This window comes from Cellulomonas sp. P5_C5, from assembly GCF_054049655.1.
Genome location: NZ_JBFULY010000016.1, coordinates 1 through 14060, shown reverse-complemented (window position 1 = coordinate 14060; position 14060 = coordinate 1). Strand labels below are relative to the sequence as shown.

14 protein-coding genes and 1 pseudogene are annotated in these 14060 nt (G+C 70.8%); 12 read left to right on the top strand and 3 right to left on the bottom strand.

What is annotated here, in order from left to right; translation table 11 throughout:
- Positions 1-5: 5 nt before the first annotated feature.
- Positions 6-386, bottom strand: a complete 381-nt coding sequence (locus ACXJKF_RS13885) for a DoxX family protein (protein WP_456788292.1) — start codon at positions 384-386, stop codon at positions 6-8.
- A gap of 90 nt (positions 387-476) precedes the next feature.
- Between ACXJKF_RS13885 and ACXJKF_RS13880 the strand changes: the two genes are divergently transcribed.
- A complete protein-coding gene (locus ACXJKF_RS13880) occupies positions 477-863 on the top strand; it encodes a winged helix-turn-helix transcriptional regulator (RefSeq protein WP_456788291.1) in 387 nt (128 codons plus the stop codon).
- A 117-nt stretch (positions 864-980) separates the two neighbouring features.
- Here ACXJKF_RS13880 and ACXJKF_RS13875 read toward each other — a convergent pair whose 3' ends face one another.
- Positions 981-1595: an SACE_7040 family transcriptional regulator gene (locus ACXJKF_RS13875; RefSeq protein WP_456788290.1), complete on the bottom strand. Its 615-nt coding sequence runs from the start codon at positions 1593-1595 to the stop codon at positions 981-983.
- Between the two features lie 125 nt (positions 1596-1720).
- On the opposite strand from ACXJKF_RS13875, the gene ACXJKF_RS13870 reads away from it, so the two are divergent.
- The 8 genes and pseudogenes from ACXJKF_RS13870 (at position 1721) to ACXJKF_RS13835 (ending at position 9673) form a co-directional block, all read left to right on the top strand.
- A complete protein-coding gene (locus tag ACXJKF_RS13870; RefSeq protein ID WP_456788289.1) occupies positions 1721-3319 on the top strand; it encodes a carboxyl transferase domain-containing protein in 1599 nt (532 codons plus the stop codon).
- 5 nt (positions 3320-3324) lie between these two features.
- Positions 3325-5274 carry an ATP-binding protein gene (locus ACXJKF_RS13865; RefSeq protein WP_456788288.1) on the top strand — a complete coding sequence of 650 codons (1950 nt, stop codon included), beginning with the start codon at positions 3325-3327 and terminating at the stop codon, positions 5272-5274.
- A complete protein-coding gene (locus tag ACXJKF_RS13860) occupies positions 5271-6446 on the top strand; it encodes an acyl-CoA dehydrogenase family protein (protein WP_456788287.1) in 1176 nt (391 codons plus the stop codon). The genes ACXJKF_RS13865 and ACXJKF_RS13860 overlap by 4 nt, the downstream gene beginning before the upstream one ends.
- Entirely contained in the window at positions 6443-6919 is a 477-nt protein-coding gene (locus ACXJKF_RS13855) for a MaoC family dehydratase (RefSeq protein ID WP_456788286.1), read from the top strand. The genes ACXJKF_RS13860 and ACXJKF_RS13855 overlap by 4 nt, the downstream gene beginning before the upstream one ends.
- 11 nt (positions 6920-6930) lie before the next feature.
- A complete protein-coding gene (locus tag ACXJKF_RS13850; protein ID WP_456788355.1) occupies positions 6931-7728 on the top strand; it encodes an HpcH/HpaI aldolase/citrate lyase family protein in 798 nt (265 codons plus the stop codon).
- A gap of 58 nt (positions 7729-7786) precedes the next feature.
- Positions 7787-8287, top strand: coding sequence for a winged helix-turn-helix domain-containing protein (locus tag ACXJKF_RS13845; protein ID WP_456788284.1), 501 nt, complete (start codon positions 7787-7789; stop codon positions 8285-8287).
- A pseudogene (locus ACXJKF_RS13840) lies at positions 8284-8964 on the top strand (M23 family metallopeptidase); the annotation flags it as partial. The gene ACXJKF_RS13845 and the pseudogene ACXJKF_RS13840, both read left to right, overlap by 4 nt.
- 169 nt (positions 8965-9133) lie before the next feature.
- On the top strand, positions 9134-9673 hold the full coding sequence (locus tag ACXJKF_RS13835; RefSeq protein WP_456788283.1) for a putative glycolipid-binding domain-containing protein: 540 nt from the start codon (positions 9134-9136) through the stop codon (positions 9671-9673).
- Here ACXJKF_RS13835 and ACXJKF_RS13830 read toward each other — a convergent pair.
- Entirely contained in the window at positions 9670-10485 is an 816-nt protein-coding gene (locus ACXJKF_RS13830) for a DeoR/GlpR family DNA-binding transcription regulator (protein ID WP_456788282.1), read from the bottom strand. The genes ACXJKF_RS13835 and ACXJKF_RS13830 overlap by 4 nt on opposite strands.
- Before the next feature lie 295 nt (positions 10486-10780).
- Here ACXJKF_RS13830 and ACXJKF_RS13825 point away from each other — a divergent pair, with 295 nt between their 5' ends.
- The 3 genes from ACXJKF_RS13825 (at position 10781) to ACXJKF_RS13815 (ending at position 14004) form a co-directional block, all read left to right on the top strand.
- Entirely contained in the window at positions 10781-12079 is a 1299-nt protein-coding gene (locus ACXJKF_RS13825) for an ABC transporter substrate-binding protein (protein WP_456788281.1), read from the top strand.
- A gap of 76 nt (positions 12080-12155) precedes the next feature.
- Complete coding sequence (locus ACXJKF_RS13820) at positions 12156-13118, top strand: carbohydrate ABC transporter permease (RefSeq protein ID WP_456788280.1); 963 nt, start codon at positions 12156-12158, stop codon at positions 13116-13118.
- A gap of 1 nt (position 13119) precedes the next feature.
- Positions 13120-14004, top strand: a complete 885-nt coding sequence (locus tag ACXJKF_RS13815; RefSeq protein ID WP_456788279.1) for a carbohydrate ABC transporter permease — start codon at positions 13120-13122, stop codon at positions 14002-14004.
- Positions 14005-14060 lie beyond the last annotated feature (56 nt).

Sequence of the window (14060 nt, the reverse complement as noted above, 5' to 3'; positions counted from 1 at the left end):
GAGCCTCAGTCCAGCCAGGTCGTCGCCAGCCAGACCAGGACGCCCGCCGCCACGAGCAACCCCACGTTGAGGCCGATGGGCCCGCGCTCGCCCCGCGACAGGTGCAGCACCGTCGCTCCGACCTGCAGGAGCACGAACCCGACCGCGGCGGCGAGCGCGAGCCACGGCGCGACGCCGACGAGCGGAGGCAGCACCAGCGCGACCGCGCCCAGCACCTCCAGGACGCCGATGGTGCGCACGAGCCCGAGGGGCAGGTCGTCGACCCACGCCATCATCGGGCGCAGCTGGTCCCGCGACTGGAGGACCTTCTTCCCGCCCGAGTAGAGGTAGAAGACTGCGAGCAGGGAAGCCAGGACCCAGTAGGCGACGATCACGATGCGCTCCATCAGTAACGATTGGTAAGTAACCGCATCGTCGGTCATCCTGGGGTGCCCTACAAAAGGCACACCGGTGTGCGTTGCTGACACGGAGCTCCCATGACGCAGTACGAGCGTGCCTGCCTCATCCGCGGCGACGCGGGTCGCACCATCCGCGCGATCCTTGACCGGATCGGCGACAAGTGGACCCTGCTGATCGTGACCACGCTCGACGGGCCGGCCCTCCGCTTCTCCGAGCTCCAGGCGCGCATCCCCGGCATCTCGCAGCGCATGCTGTCGCTGACGCTGCGCCGCCTGGAGCGCGACGGCCTCGTCCTGCGGACGGTGTTCGCGGAGGTGCCGCCCCGGGTGGAGTACGAGCTCACGGCGGTCGGCCGCACGCTGATCGAACCGGCCGTCGCCCTGGCCGCGTGGGCCGTCGAGCACAACCCGTCGATCGAGCGCAGCCAGGCGAGCTACGACCAGCGCCACCCGTCCGCCGACTGACGACCTCGTGCACGGCGGCCGTCGCTGCACTGCTCGTCGTGACGCGACCACGCCGCGCCGGGTACGGGACGGGGTGGGTGACCGCCCAGGCCGCGCCGGCGCAGACGAGCGCGGCCGTCAGGGCTTGGTCACGGTCAGGGCCGCCAGGGCCATCTCCTCCAGCAGCGCTCGGGTGCGGGTCGGGGTCACCGCGCGGACGCTGTGCGGGGTCGAGTTGAGCAGACCGAACGTCGCCTGGGCGCGCAGGCGGAGCTCGGCACGGTCGGTCGTCGGGCTGAGCCGGGCGAGGACGTCGACCCACAGGTCGATGTAGCGACGCTGCAGGTCACGGACCGACTCGCGGTCCTGCGGGGACAGGGCGGCCAGGTCGCGGTCCTGCACGCGGATGACGTCGGGGTCGCGCAGGGCGAAGTCGACGTGGAACCGCACGAGCGCCGAGAGGGCGGACGCGTCGTCGTCGGCGGAGGCGACCACCGCGCGGCCGCCCGCGAGCAGCCCCTCGCTCACCCCGACGAGCAACGCCGCCAGCACGGCCTGCTTGCTGGGGAAGTGGCGGTAGACCGCGGGCCCGCTGACACCGACCGACGAGCCCAGGTCCTCGATCGAGACGCCGTCGAAGCCGCGGCCGGCGAACAGCTGAGCGGCCGACGAGAGCAGCGCGTCACGGCGCTCGGCCTTGGCGCGCACGCGGGCGGTGAGCGGTGCCGGTGCGGCGTCGAGCTGGTCGGGCATCGGCTCCTGCTCTCGTCGACGGGCGGGTTGTCGTGGACAACGACGTGATCGCAGACTAGCCTCATTTCAGTTAGCGATCGCTAACTCAGTTCGTCTCTCCCACCACCCCCGCGGAGACAGCGTCGATGGAGATGCTCAGCACGGCAGCCGACCCTGCCGGGACCACGTTCGCAGCGAACGACGCGTCCCAGCGCGCCCTCGTCGCGGAGCTGCGCGACCGGCTCCGGACCGCGGCGCAGGGTGGACCGCAGCGCTCGCGCGACCGGCACGTCGCCCGCGGCAAGCTGCTCCCGCGCGAGCGGATCGACGTGCTCCTCGACGAGGGCAGCCCGTTCCTGGAGGTCGCTCCGCTGGCCGCCGACGGCCTCTACGACGGCGACGCGCCCGGCGCGGGAGTCATCGCGGGGATCGGGCTCGTGCACGGCCGGCACGTCATGGTCCTGTCCAACGACGCGACCGTGAAGGGCGGCACCTACTACCCGCTCACGGTCAAGAAGCACCTGCGGGCGCAGGAGATCGCGCTCGAGAACCGGCTGCCCTGCCTCTACCTCGTCGACTCCGGCGGCGCGTTCCTGCCGAAGCAGGACGAGGTGTTCCCGGACCGCGACCACTTCGGCCGGATCTTCTACAACCAGGCGCGGATGTCCGCGGAGGGGATCCCGCAGGTCGCGTGCGTGATGGGCTCGTGCACCGCGGGCGGTGCGTACGTGCCGGCGATGAGCGACGAGACCGTGATCGTGCGCGGCCAGGGCACGATCTTCCTGGCCGGCCCGCCGCTGGTGAAGGCGGCGACCGGTGAGGTGGTGACCGCGGAGGACCTCGGCGGTGGGGAGCTGCACTCGCGGACCTCGGGCGTCACCGACCACCTGGCGGAGAACGACGCGCACGCGCTGCAGATCGTGCGGGACATCGTCGCGACCCTGCCCGTCCCCACCCACCGGGCATGGACCACCGAGCCGAGCCGACCCCCCAAGGTCGACGAGGGCGAGCTCTACGGCGTGGTGCCCACCGACCTGCAGACCGCGTACGACGTGCGCGAGGTCATCGCGCGGCTGGTCGACGGCTCCGAGCTGCACGAGTTCAAGCGCGAGTACGGCACCACGCTGGTGACCGGGTTCGCGCGCCTGCACGGGCACCCCGTCGGGATCGTCGCCAACAACGGCGTGCTGTTCAGCGAGTCCGCGCTCAAGGGTGCCCACTTCATCGAGCTGTGCGACCAGCGCGGCATCCCGCTGGTGTTCCTGCAGAACGTGAACGGCTTCATGGTCGGCAAGGACTACGAGGCCGGCGGCATCGCGAAGCACGGCGCCAAGATGGTCACCGCCGTCGCGACGACGCGCGTGCCCAAGCTGACCGTCGTCATCGGCGGCTCGTTCGGCGCCGGCAACTACTCCATGTGCGGGCGGGCCTACTCCCCGCGGTTCCTGTGGATGTGGCCCGCGAGCCGGATCTCCGTCATGGGCGGACCGCAGGCGTCGGCCGTGCTGGCGACCATCCGGCGTGAGCAGCTCGGTGACGAGTGGTCCGCCGAGGACGAGGAGGCCTTCAAGGCGCCGCTGCGCGAGCAGTACGAGACGCAGGGCAGCCCGTACTACTCGACCGCGCGGCTGTGGGACGACGGGATCATCGACCCCGCCGACACGCGCCGCGTGCTCGGGATGGCCCTCGACGTCTGCCGACGCGTCCCGCTGACGGAGCCCCGCTTCGGGCTCTTCCGGATGTGAGCGCGATGTTCCGGACCGTGCTCGTGGCCAACCGGGGAGAGATCGCCTGCCGGGTCATCGCGACCCTCCAGCGGCTCGGGATCCGCGCCGTCGCCGTCTACACCGACGCGGACCGGGACGCCCTGCACGTCGAGCGCGCCGACCGTGCGGTCAGGATCGACAACTACCTGTCCATCGAGTCCGTCGTGGCCGCGGCACAGGGCGCCGACGCGATCCACCCCGGCTACGGGTTCCTCTCCGAGAACGCGGACCTCGCGCGGGCGTGCGAGGCGGCGGGCATCGTGTTCGTGGGCCCCGGCGTCAAGGCGCTGGAGGTCATGGGCGACAAGATCCGTGCCAAGGCGCACGTCAGCGCCGCGGGCGTGCCGGTGATCCCGGGCTCGTCGACGGTCGACGCCGCGGCCGCCGGCCGCGTCGGGTACCCGCTGCTGGTCAAGCCGTCGGCGGGTGGGGGCGGGAAGGGCATGACGGTCGTCGAGCGGGCGCAGGACCTGGCCGACGCCCTCGTCGGCGCCCGCCGGGTCGCCGCGGCGGCGTTCGGCGACGACACGCTCCTGCTCGAGCGGCTGGTCAGGAGCCCGCGGCACATCGAGGTGCAGCTGCTGGCCGACGAGCACGGCGCGGTGATCCACCTCGGCGAGCGCGAGTGCTCGCTGCAGCGTCGGCACCAGAAGGTCATCGAGGAGGCGCCGTCGCCGCTGCTCGACGAGCCGACCCGCGCGCGCATCGGCGCAGCCGCCTGCGACGTCGCGCGCAGCGTCGGCTACGTCGGCGCGGGGACCGTCGAGTTCCTGGTGTCCGACGAGGCGCCGACGGACTTCTTCTTCATGGAGATGAACACGCGGCTGCAGGTGGAGCACCCCGTCACCGAGCTGGTCACCGGGCTGGACCTGGTCGAGTGGCAGCTGCGGGTCGCCGCGGGGGAGCCGCTGACCGTGAGGCAGGACGATGTCGTCCTGACGGGTCACGCGGTCGAGGCGCGCGTCTACGCGGAGGACCCCTCGCGCGACTTCCTGCCGTCCGCCGGCACCGTGCACGTGCTCGACGAGCCGACCGGCGACGGGATCCGCGTCGACAGCGCGCTGCGGGAGGGCCTGGAGATCGGGTCGGCGTACGACCCGATGCTGGCGAAGGTGATCGCGTGGGGGCTGGACCGCGCGACGGCGATCGCGCGGCTGGACGCGGCCCTGTCCCGCACGACCGTTCTCGGCGTCCGGACCAACGTGTCCTACCTGCGAGAGATCCTCGCGGACMCCGACGTGCGTGCGGGGCGGCTCGACACGGGGTTGCTCGGGCGACTGCGCGACAATCAGAAGACTTCGTCCTCCCAGACAGGACAAGGTCTTCTGGATGACCGGGCCGACGCGGTGCATCTCGTCGCGGCGGCGCTGTGGCGGCACCAGGTCTCCGCGGGCGCGTGGGCGACCGACGGCTGGCGGCTCGGCGCACCCCGACCGACCCGGTACGAGGACGTCGCCGTGCTCGGCGACACGGTGACCGTCGGTGACGGCGACCCGGTCCCGGCGCGGCTCGTGCGCCGCGGACCGGACGCCGCCGACCTCGAGCTCGACGGTGTCGTCCACCCGCTGCGGCTGGTGTCGAACGGGTCGACGACCTGGGTCGGCGACCAGGGTTCCGCGTACGAGCTCCGGTTCCGCACCCGCGTCGAACGCCTCGCCGACGAGCTCGCCGCGCTCACCCGCGGCACGCGGCCCGTCGACCCGCAGGTCCGTTCCCCCATGCCCGGCACGGTCGTCTCGGTGGAGGTGGGGACCGGCGACAGCGTGGTCGCCGGCCAGGTCCTCCTCACCATCGAGGCGATGAAGATGGAGCACCGGGTCGTCGCGCCCAGCGACGGCATCGTCACCCTCACGGTCCGACCGACCGACCAGGTGGCACTCGACCACGTGGTGGCCACCATCACCGGCCACCCCGACGAAGGGACCCCGGCATGACCTACGACCTCACCCCCGAGCAGCAGAAGCTCCGCGACGAGGTGCGCGACTTCGCCGACACCGTCGTGGCTCCCGCCGCGTACGAGTACGACACGAAGCGTGAGCTGCCGTACGAGATCCTCGCCCAGATGGGGGAGATGGGGCTGTTCGGTCTGCCGTTCCCGGTCGAGTACGGCGGGCAGGGCCGCGACTACGTCGACCTGTGCCTGGCGGTCGAGCAGCTGGCGCGGGTCGACCAGTCGATCGCCGTGACGCTGGAGGCCGGGGTCGGGCTCGGGGCGATGCCGGTGTGGCGCAGCGGCACCGAGGCGCAGAAGCAGGAGTGGATCCCGATGCTCGCGCGGGGCGAGGCGCTCGCCGGGTTCGGGCTGACGGAGGCCGATGCGGGGTCGGACGCCGCAGGGACCAAGACCACCGCACGGCTCGACGGCGGCGAGTGGGTCATCGACGGGACCAAGCAGTTCATCACCAACTCCGGCTCGAAGATCACCAGGCTGGTGACCATCACCGCGGTGACGGKGGAGAGCGTCCGCGCCGACGGGTCGGTCAAGAAGGAGCTCACCGCGATCCTGGTCCCCAGCGGCACCCCCGGGTTCACCGTCCTGCCCGCCTACGACAAGGTCGGCTGGCACACCTCCGACACCCACCCGCTGCGGTTCGAGGACGTCCGGGTGCCGGCGGAGAACCTGCTCGGGGACCGCGGGCGCGGGTTCGCCCAGTTCATCCAGACGCTCGACGAGGGCCGCGTCGCGTTCGCCGCGCTCTGCACAGGAGCCGCCCAGGGCTGCCTGGAGGAGGCGATGCGCTACGCGAAGAGCCRCAACGTGTTCGGCCACCCGATCGCCGACAACCAGCACATCGCGTTCACGATCGCCCGCATGGAGGCCCGCGTGCACGCCGCCCGCCTCGCCTGGCTCGACGCCGCCCACCGGCTCGTCGCGGGCCAGCCGTTCAAGCTCGAGGCCAGCCTGGCCAAGCTCATCGGCAGCGAGGCGGCGATGGACAACGCGCGCGACGCGACGCAGATCTTCGGCGGGTACGGGGTCATGAACGAGAACCCCGTCGCACGGCACTACCGCGACTCGAAGATCCTGGAGATCGGCGAAGGGACGACGCAGGTGCAGCTGATGGTGATCGCGCGCGAGCTGGGCTTCAGCGGGGCCCCGCGATGACGAGGGAGGTCGAGCAGCGCGGGCTGTACTACGAGGAGCTCGAGCCGGACGTGCGCTACGTGCACCGGCCGGGGCGCACCATGACCGAGGCGGACAACGTCCTGTTCTCGACGCTCACCATGAACCCGCAGGCCCTGCACCTGGACGCCGCGTGGTCGGCCGAGCAGCCGTTCGGGCAGCGGCTGGTGAACTCGATGATGACGCTGGCCGTCCTCGTCGGGAGCTCCGTCGCGCAGCTCACGCAGGGCACGATCGTCGCGAACCTCGGGTTCACCGACGTCCGGTTCCCGCACCCGCTGTTCCACGGGGACACGCTCTACTCGTCGACGACCGTGCTGGACAAGCGGCTGTCGTCGTCGAGGCCCGGGCAGGGTGTCGTCACGCTCGAGCACACCGGACGCAACCAGGACGACGTCGTCGTGGCCGTCGCCACGCGCACCGTGCTGTTCCGGTGCCGGGACGCCGCCCCGTGAGCAGCCTCGCGATGGGGCCGGCGCTCCTGTTCTGCCCCGCCGACCGGCCCGAGCGCTACCAGAAGGCGGCCGACCGGGCGGACGCGGTCATCCTCGACCTGGAGGACGCCGTCACGCCCGACGCGAAGGCCGCCGCGCGGCACCTCCTGTCCACCGTCCCCCTGGACCCCGCGCGCACTATCGTGCGGGTCAACCCCGTCCCCGACCTCGGCGACGACCTGGTGGCGCTCGCGCAGACCCCGTACCGGACCGTGATGCTGGCCAAGACCGGGTCCGCCGAGGACGTCCGCGCGCTCGCGGGCTACGACGTCGTCGCCCTCGTGGAGACCGCCGCCGGCGTCGTGCACGCTGCGCAGATCGCCGCCGAGCCGAACGTCGTGGCGCTGATGTGGGGCGCCGAGGACCTGGTCGCGTCGCTGGGTGGCACGTCCAGCCGAGGTCCCTCCGGGGGGTACCGCGACGTCGCGGTGCACGCCCGGTCCGTCGTCCTCCTGGCGGCGGGTGCGCACGGCAAGGCTGCGATCGACGCCGTGTACCTGGACATCGGCGACGTCGACGGGCTGTCCGCCGAGGCGACGGACGCCGCGGCCAGCGGGTTCGCGGCGACCGCGTGCATCCACCCGTCGCAGGTGGACGTCGTCCGCGCCGCCTACCGGCCGACGGACGCGGAGGTCGAGTGGGCGCGCGGCGTGCTCGCTGCGGCGGTGGGACAGCACGGCGCGTTCCGGTGGGACGGGAAGCTGGTGGACGGGCCGGTGCTGAAGCACGCGGACGAGGTCCTGCGACGGTCGGGGGTACGGCCCGGCTAGTCCGAACTCCCGCCGGTCGACGGATGTCGAGAATCCGTAATTCCGTTATCATCGACGAATGGCCACCGACAGCCGCCTCGCCGCGCTCGAGCAGCGCGTCGCCGACCTGGAGAACCTGATCCAGCGGCCCGTGGAACGCGCGGCGGTGCCGGATCCGGAGGTCTTCTGGGCCCTCGCCGGGCTCCAGGAACGGGTGGGGGAGCCAGGCGCGGTCCTGCTCACCGGCGCCGTGACGCTCCCGGACGGCCGGGTCGCGCGCTGGCAGGAGGCTGCCGGGACCGACGAGCTGCTCGGCGGCGACTGGTCCGACCAGGCCGATGCGTTCGCCGCGCTCGGTCACCCCGTGCGGCTGCGGCTGCTCGGCAGGGTGCTGTCCGGTGTCGGCACCGCCAACGACCTGCTGGACACCGAGGGTGTGGGAACGAGCGGGCAGGTGTACCACCACCTGCGCCAGCTGGTCGCGGCCGGCTGGCTGCGGGCGGTCGGCGGCGGACGGTACGAGGTGCCGGTCGCCCGCGTCGTCCCCCTGCTCGTCCTCATGACGGGAGCGAGACGATGAAGCGCACGATCGCGACACTGCAGACCTGGTGGGTGCGACTGCTCGTCCTGGCGGTCGTCGCCACCCTGGTCCTCGACATCCCGCTCGTGAGGGGCCTGGCGCTCATGGTGGCTCCGCTGCTGCTGCTCATGGTGCGGCCACCGCGCTCGCAGCACCCGCCCGTGGACCTGTCGCCGCCAGTACGTGGTCGGTGGGTGGCGCTGAACAGCCCCGGGTCGGCGGTGCCGAGCCACGGGGTCAGGGCGTACGGGCAGGCGTACGCGGTCGACCTGCTGCAGCCCTCCCCGGGCGCCCCGACGACGATCGGCTGGTCCTTCCGCACTCGCGCGCCGGAGTCCTACCCGTCCTTCGGCGAGCCGGTCCTCGCGATGGCGGCGGGAACCGTGGTCGCGGCGACCGACCGGCAGCGGGACCACCGCAGCCGAGACACCTGGCCCTCGCTCGTGTGGTTGATGACGATCGAAGGGCTGGTCCGGGAGGTCGTCGGGGTGTCGCGCATCCTGGGCAACCACGTGATCGTCGAGCACGACGACGGCACCGTCGCCGCCTACGCCCACCTGCGCCAGGGCTCGGCGGACGTCGTCGTGGGCGACCGCGTGGTCACCGGGCAGCGGCTCGCGGCGGTCGGGAACACCGGCAACACCTCCGAGCCGCACCTGCACGTGCAGGTCATGGACCGCCGACGGCCGACGGCCGCCGCGGGGATCCCGATGCGGTGGCCCGGGCTCGTCGTCGACCCGGCGGAGGTCGACGAGCGGTGGGCCACCGGGGCGCCCCGGGCGACCGCCCTGCACGGGTTCCCCGGCAACGGCCAGGTGTTCGACGCCGCCTGCGAGGAGAGACCGGATGCTTCCCCCGTTCGCCGCCTGGCGGTTCGTCGACGCGGTCGACGGGTTCGAGGTGGTCTACCTCGGCCCGGGCCGGATCCGCGGGCACACGTCCGCGGTCGAGGACGGCCGCGCGCACGCCGTGTCCTACGAGATCGCCCTCGACGGGTGGGTCACGCGGGAGGTCCGCGTCCGCTCCGACACCGTGGACGGGCCGCGGACCACCGTCCTGCTCTCGGACGGCGCCGGCAGCTGGACCGTCGACGGCGTCCTGGCGCCGCACCTGGACGGGCTGGTCGACGTCGACCTCGAGGCGTCGGCCTGCACCAACACGTTGCCGGTGCACCGTCTGGCGCTGCCCGTCGGTGAGGTCGTCGTCGCGTCCGCGGTCTACGTGCAGGCGGCCGACCTCGTCGTGCGCCGCCTCGACCAGACCTACCGCCGCCTGGACGAGCACCGTTTCGCGTACACGTCGGAGGCCGGCTTCCAGGCCGTCCTGACGTACGACGACACCGCGCTGATCCTCGACTACCCGGGCATCGCGGTGCGGTTCGCCTAGGACGCCGCGGGGAGCAGCACCTCGACGCCTGCCGCCTCGAGCGCGGCGGCCAGGTCCGGTGGCGGGGCCGAGTCCGTCACCAGGTAGTCCGCCCGGCCCAGCTCGGCGATCTGCGCGAACAGGCGGCGGCCGAACTTGGTCGCGTCGGCGAGGACGGCGACCTTGGTGGAGCGGTCCATCATCTCGCTCATCATCGCGGCCTCGCCGAGGTTGCTCGTCGAGTAGCCGGCGTCGGCGCTGACGGCACCGACGCCGATGAGGGCCAGGTCGCAGCGGATGTCCCGGTCGGAGCCGTTCTCGGTCGGGAACGCGACGGCGCCGATGGTGCCCTGCGCGCTGAGCCGGACGACGCCACCGAACACGTAGAGGTCGCGGAACGCGAGCGGGTTGATCTCCGTCGGCATGCGCAGCGAGTTCGTCGCGACGGTGAGGTCCCGATGCTCGGACAGGTGCCGGGCGACGGCGAGCGTCGTGGTGCCCGCGTTGATCATGAGTGACGCGCCGTCCCGCACGAGGCCCGCCGCGAGAGCCCCGATCTGGTCCTTGGCGGACGTCTGGATGCGGAGCCGGACGTCCACGCCCGTGTCGGGCCGCGGCACGGCCTGCGGGCTGATCGCGCCGCCGTGCGTGCGGATGAGGACGCCGTCGGCGTCGAGGGCGTCGAGGTCGCGGCGGATGGTGTCGGGGGAGACGTCGAACCGCTCGGCGAGGATCGCGACGGTCACCTGCCCGTGCTCGGCCACGTAGGCCGCCAGGTCGGCCTTGCGCCCGGCGGGAAGGCGGCGTGCGGTGCCGTCAGTGGTCGCAGACATGGGAGTACTGAACCACATCGCTGCGGGTTTGTGCGAGAAGTTGCACGCATCCGACCAGAGTGCGGACGTATCGGTGCTGACTCCCGGGAACCCGACGAATCAGGTCATTCGCCCAGTTCAGACGCCTGCGAGGGTGATCTCGCAGGCCGGGAGCGCAGGGCTGGGTGGCTCTGAGGCGAGGTCACGGGTTCGTTGCAGACGGCAAGCACCGCTTGACGATGCAGAAGGGCGGGTCTACTTTGGCGGAAACACGCAAAAGTGCGCACACAGTCGCACGAAGCGGCAGGATCTGAGGATGGGGAGAGTCATGGGCAAGGGCGCTCACGTTGGACGCTTCATTGCACTCACCGGTGTCGCATCGCTCGCACTGGCGGCGTGCTCAGGTGGGGGGAACTCCGACAGCGGAGGGACGGGCGGGGAGGGCGGCGACGTCACCCTCGAGTTCTCGCAGTGGTGGGAGCCCGAGCTCCCCGACGGTGCGTTCCGCGCGCTGATGGACCAGTTCGAGGAGGAGAACCCCGGCATCACGGTGGACCTGCTCTCGGGCCCCTACGCCTCGACGAAGGAGCAGGTCGTCGCCGGCGCCGCCGCCGGGACCATGTCCGACGTCGTCGGCCTCGACGGCGCCTGGGTCAGCGACTTCGCCGACCAGGGTGCGATCACCGACCTGTCCGCGGTCATGACCGACGCGGGCTACGACGAGTCGCAGCTGGCCAGCCAGGTCAAGGTCGACGACAAGACGTACATGATCCCCGTCGTGAATTTCGTCTACCCGATGTTCACCAACGACGACCTGCTCGCCGGAGCGGGGGTCACCGCGCCGCCCGCCACGCGCACCGAGTTCGCGGACGCGGCCGCCAAGATCACCACGGACAACACCTACGGCTGGATCCTCCCGCTGTCGCTCGAGGCCCCCAACGGCATCCAGAACGACGTCATGTCCTGGGTCTGGGCGTCCGGCGGCTCGATGCTCGACGCCGGCCAGCCCGCGCTGACCGACAACGAGGACGTCACCAGCGCCACGGACTACATCCAGGCGATGTGGGACGACGGCGTCATCGCGCCCGGCTCCTTCACCATGAAGGAACAGGACAAGGTCGAGGAGTTCAGCAACGGCCGGGTCGGCATGATGATCGACTCCCTGGCCCACGTGAACCTCATCCGTGAGTCCAACCCGGACCTGAAGTTCAGCATCTCGGCGATCCCGGCCGAGGACGGGTACACCGGCGAGCGCGGCATCCCCTACGCCTCGTGGGGCATCGGCATCGCCGAGAACTCCGAGCACAAGGAGGAGGCGTTCAAGCTCGTCGAGTTCCTGATGAGCGAGGACGTCAACAGCGAGCTCTCGTCGATCGCCAACGCCTTCCCGGGCAACACGACCTCCGTCCCCGACTTCGTCGAGGAGGACGAGCTGTTCGGCACYGCGTTCGAGATCTACCAGTCCGGGTTCCCGGCGAACGAGTTCACCGGCCTGCCCGTCGCCGAGCAGCTCATGCGGGACTTCGGTGAGGAGTTCCAGAAGGCGCTCGACGGTCAGCAGTCGATGCAGGACGCGCTCGCCGCGGCCCAGACCAAGTGGGAAGAGGAGTTCTAGGCCACCAGCCCGGAACCCGGGCCGCGCCGGAGGCACGACCGGCGCGGCCCGACCCCCAGGAGAGAGTCGCGAGCCCATGTCACAGACCACCACGCCCGCGGAGGCGCGGGCCGTCCCGTCCACGCCGCCGCCCGGCGCAGACTCCGCCCGGACCCGCACGATCGGCCGGATCAAGCGGACGCTGACGCCCTACGGATTCCTCAGCCCGACCGGTGTGCTGCTGATCATCCTGATGATCACGCCGATCATCATGGTCGTCAGCTACTCGCTGCTGGACCGGGTCATCACCAACAAGAACCCCGCGTTCGTGGGCTTCGACAACTACGTCGAGGTGCTGACCGACCCGGTGTTCTTCACCGCGGTGCGCAACACGCTGGTGTTCACCATCTCGTCGGTGATCGTGCACTTCGCGATCGGCCTGGCGTTCGCCCTGATGCTCAACTCGCCGCTGCTGAAGGACCGCACCAAGGCGTTCTTCCGGGTGCTGTACATCCTGCCGTGGCTGTTCACGGTCGCGATCGTCGCGGTGCTGTGGCGCCTGCTGCTCAGCCCGAACGGCGTCGTGAACTACCTGCTCGGGTCCGCCGGGATCACCGACGGCGCGACGGAGTGGCTGGCCAACCCGTCAACGGCGCTGGCCGCGGTCACGTTCATCAACATCTGGTCCGGCTACCCGTTCTTCATGATCTCGCTGCTGGCCGGCCTGCAGGGCATCCCGAAGGACCTCTACGAGGCCGCCCGGGTCGACGGCGCCGGCGTCGTCGCCCAGTTCCGCAACGTCACGCTCCCGCAGCTGCGGCCGATCATCATCTCGATGGCGCTCCTGGACTTCATCTGGACCACGCAGCAGTTCGCGCTGATCTGGATGACCACGGGCGGCGGGCCGATCAACTCCACCGAGGTCCTGTCGACCTTCACGTACAAGCTCGCGTTCACCGAGTACGAGTTCTCGGTCGCCTCCGCCTCCGCCGTTCTCGTGCTCCTCATGTCGATGGTCCTCGCGTTCTTCTACGTGCGGCACCAGAAGGCGAGGGACTGAGATGACCACGCTGGCCACCCGCCCCMTGACGTCCGAGTCACCGGCGCTGCGCACACCACCCAAGAAGACCGGTCAGCGGGCCGCGCTCGTCGTCGCGCTGATCCTCGGTGCCTGCTTCGCTGCGCTGCCCGTGGTGTGGATGCTGTCGAGCTCGTTCAAGACCAACCCGGAGATCTTCGAGTTTCCGCCGCGCCTCATCACGCCGGGCTTCTCGTTCGACGCGTACACGACGATCCTCACCGACCCGACCAAGTTGCGGTTCTTCTTCAACAGCTACGTCATCGCCCTGTCCGTGACCGCGCTGTCGCTGGTCGTGGCGGTGCACGCGGCGTACGCGTTCAGCCGGTACGAGTTCTGGGGCAAGAAGACGATCAACGTCGTCGTCGTCTCGGTCCAGGCCGTGCCGCCGATCACGCTCCTGATCCCGTACTTCGGGCTGGTCGTCGCGCTCAAGCTCTACAACACCTACCAGGGCCTGATCCTCACCTACATGGTGTTCACGCTGCCCTACGCGATCATCATGATGACCGGGTATTTCAATACCCTGCCCAAAGAGCTGGACGAGGCCGTCAAGGTGGATGGCGCCGGTCCGTTGACCGCATTGTGGCGCATTCTCATGCCCATCTCGGTGCCGGGCCTCGTCTCCGTCGGCGTGTACACGTTCATGATCTGCTGGAACGAGTTCCTGTTCGCGTTGACGCTGACCAGGACCGAGGACATGCGCACGGTGCCCATCGGCATCCAGCTCCTCATGGGCCAGCACTCGTACGAATGGAACGAGATGATGGCGATGAGCATTCTCGGGTGCATTCCTGTTCTCGTTCTCTTCCTCTTCTTCCAGCGCTACTTCATCGGGGGGATGACCGCCGGCKCCGTGAAGATCTAGACCCCCCACGTCAGAAACACCCACACAGGAAAGTTGACACACACCATGTTGATGAA

Excerpts from the sequence above, each read along its gene's own strand:
- ACXJKF_RS13885 (WP_456788292.1), bottom strand. The coding sequence starts at position 386 with ATGGAGCGCATCGTGATCGTCGCCTACTGGGTCCTGGCTTCCCTGCTC.
- ACXJKF_RS13880 (WP_456788291.1), top strand. The coding sequence starts at position 477 with ATGACGCAGTACGAGCGTGCCTGCCTCATCCGCGGCGACGCGGGTCGC.
- ACXJKF_RS13875 (WP_456788290.1), bottom strand. The coding sequence starts at position 1,595 with ATGCCCGACCAGCTCGACGCCGCACCGGCACCGCTCACCGCCCGCGTG.
- ACXJKF_RS13870 (WP_456788289.1), top strand. The coding sequence starts at position 1,721 with ATGGAGATGCTCAGCACGGCAGCCGACCCTGCCGGGACCACGTTCGCA.
- ACXJKF_RS13855 (WP_456788286.1), top strand. The coding sequence starts at position 6,443 with ATGACGAGGGAGGTCGAGCAGCGCGGGCTGTACTACGAGGAGCTCGAG.
- ACXJKF_RS13850 (WP_456788355.1), top strand. The coding sequence starts at position 6,931 with ATGGGGCCGGCGCTCCTGTTCTGCCCCGCCGACCGGCCCGAGCGCTAC.
- ACXJKF_RS13845 (WP_456788284.1), top strand. The coding sequence starts at position 7,787 with ATGGCCACCGACAGCCGCCTCGCCGCGCTCGAGCAGCGCGTCGCCGAC.
- ACXJKF_RS13835 (WP_456788283.1), top strand. The coding sequence starts at position 9,134 with ATGCTTCCCCCGTTCGCCGCCTGGCGGTTCGTCGACGCGGTCGACGGG.
- ACXJKF_RS13830 (WP_456788282.1), bottom strand. The coding sequence starts at position 10,485 with ATGTCTGCGACCACTGACGGCACCGCACGCCGCCTTCCCGCCGGGCGC.
- ACXJKF_RS13820 (WP_456788280.1), top strand. The coding sequence starts at position 12,156 with ATGTCACAGACCACCACGCCCGCGGAGGCGCGGGCCGTCCCGTCCACG.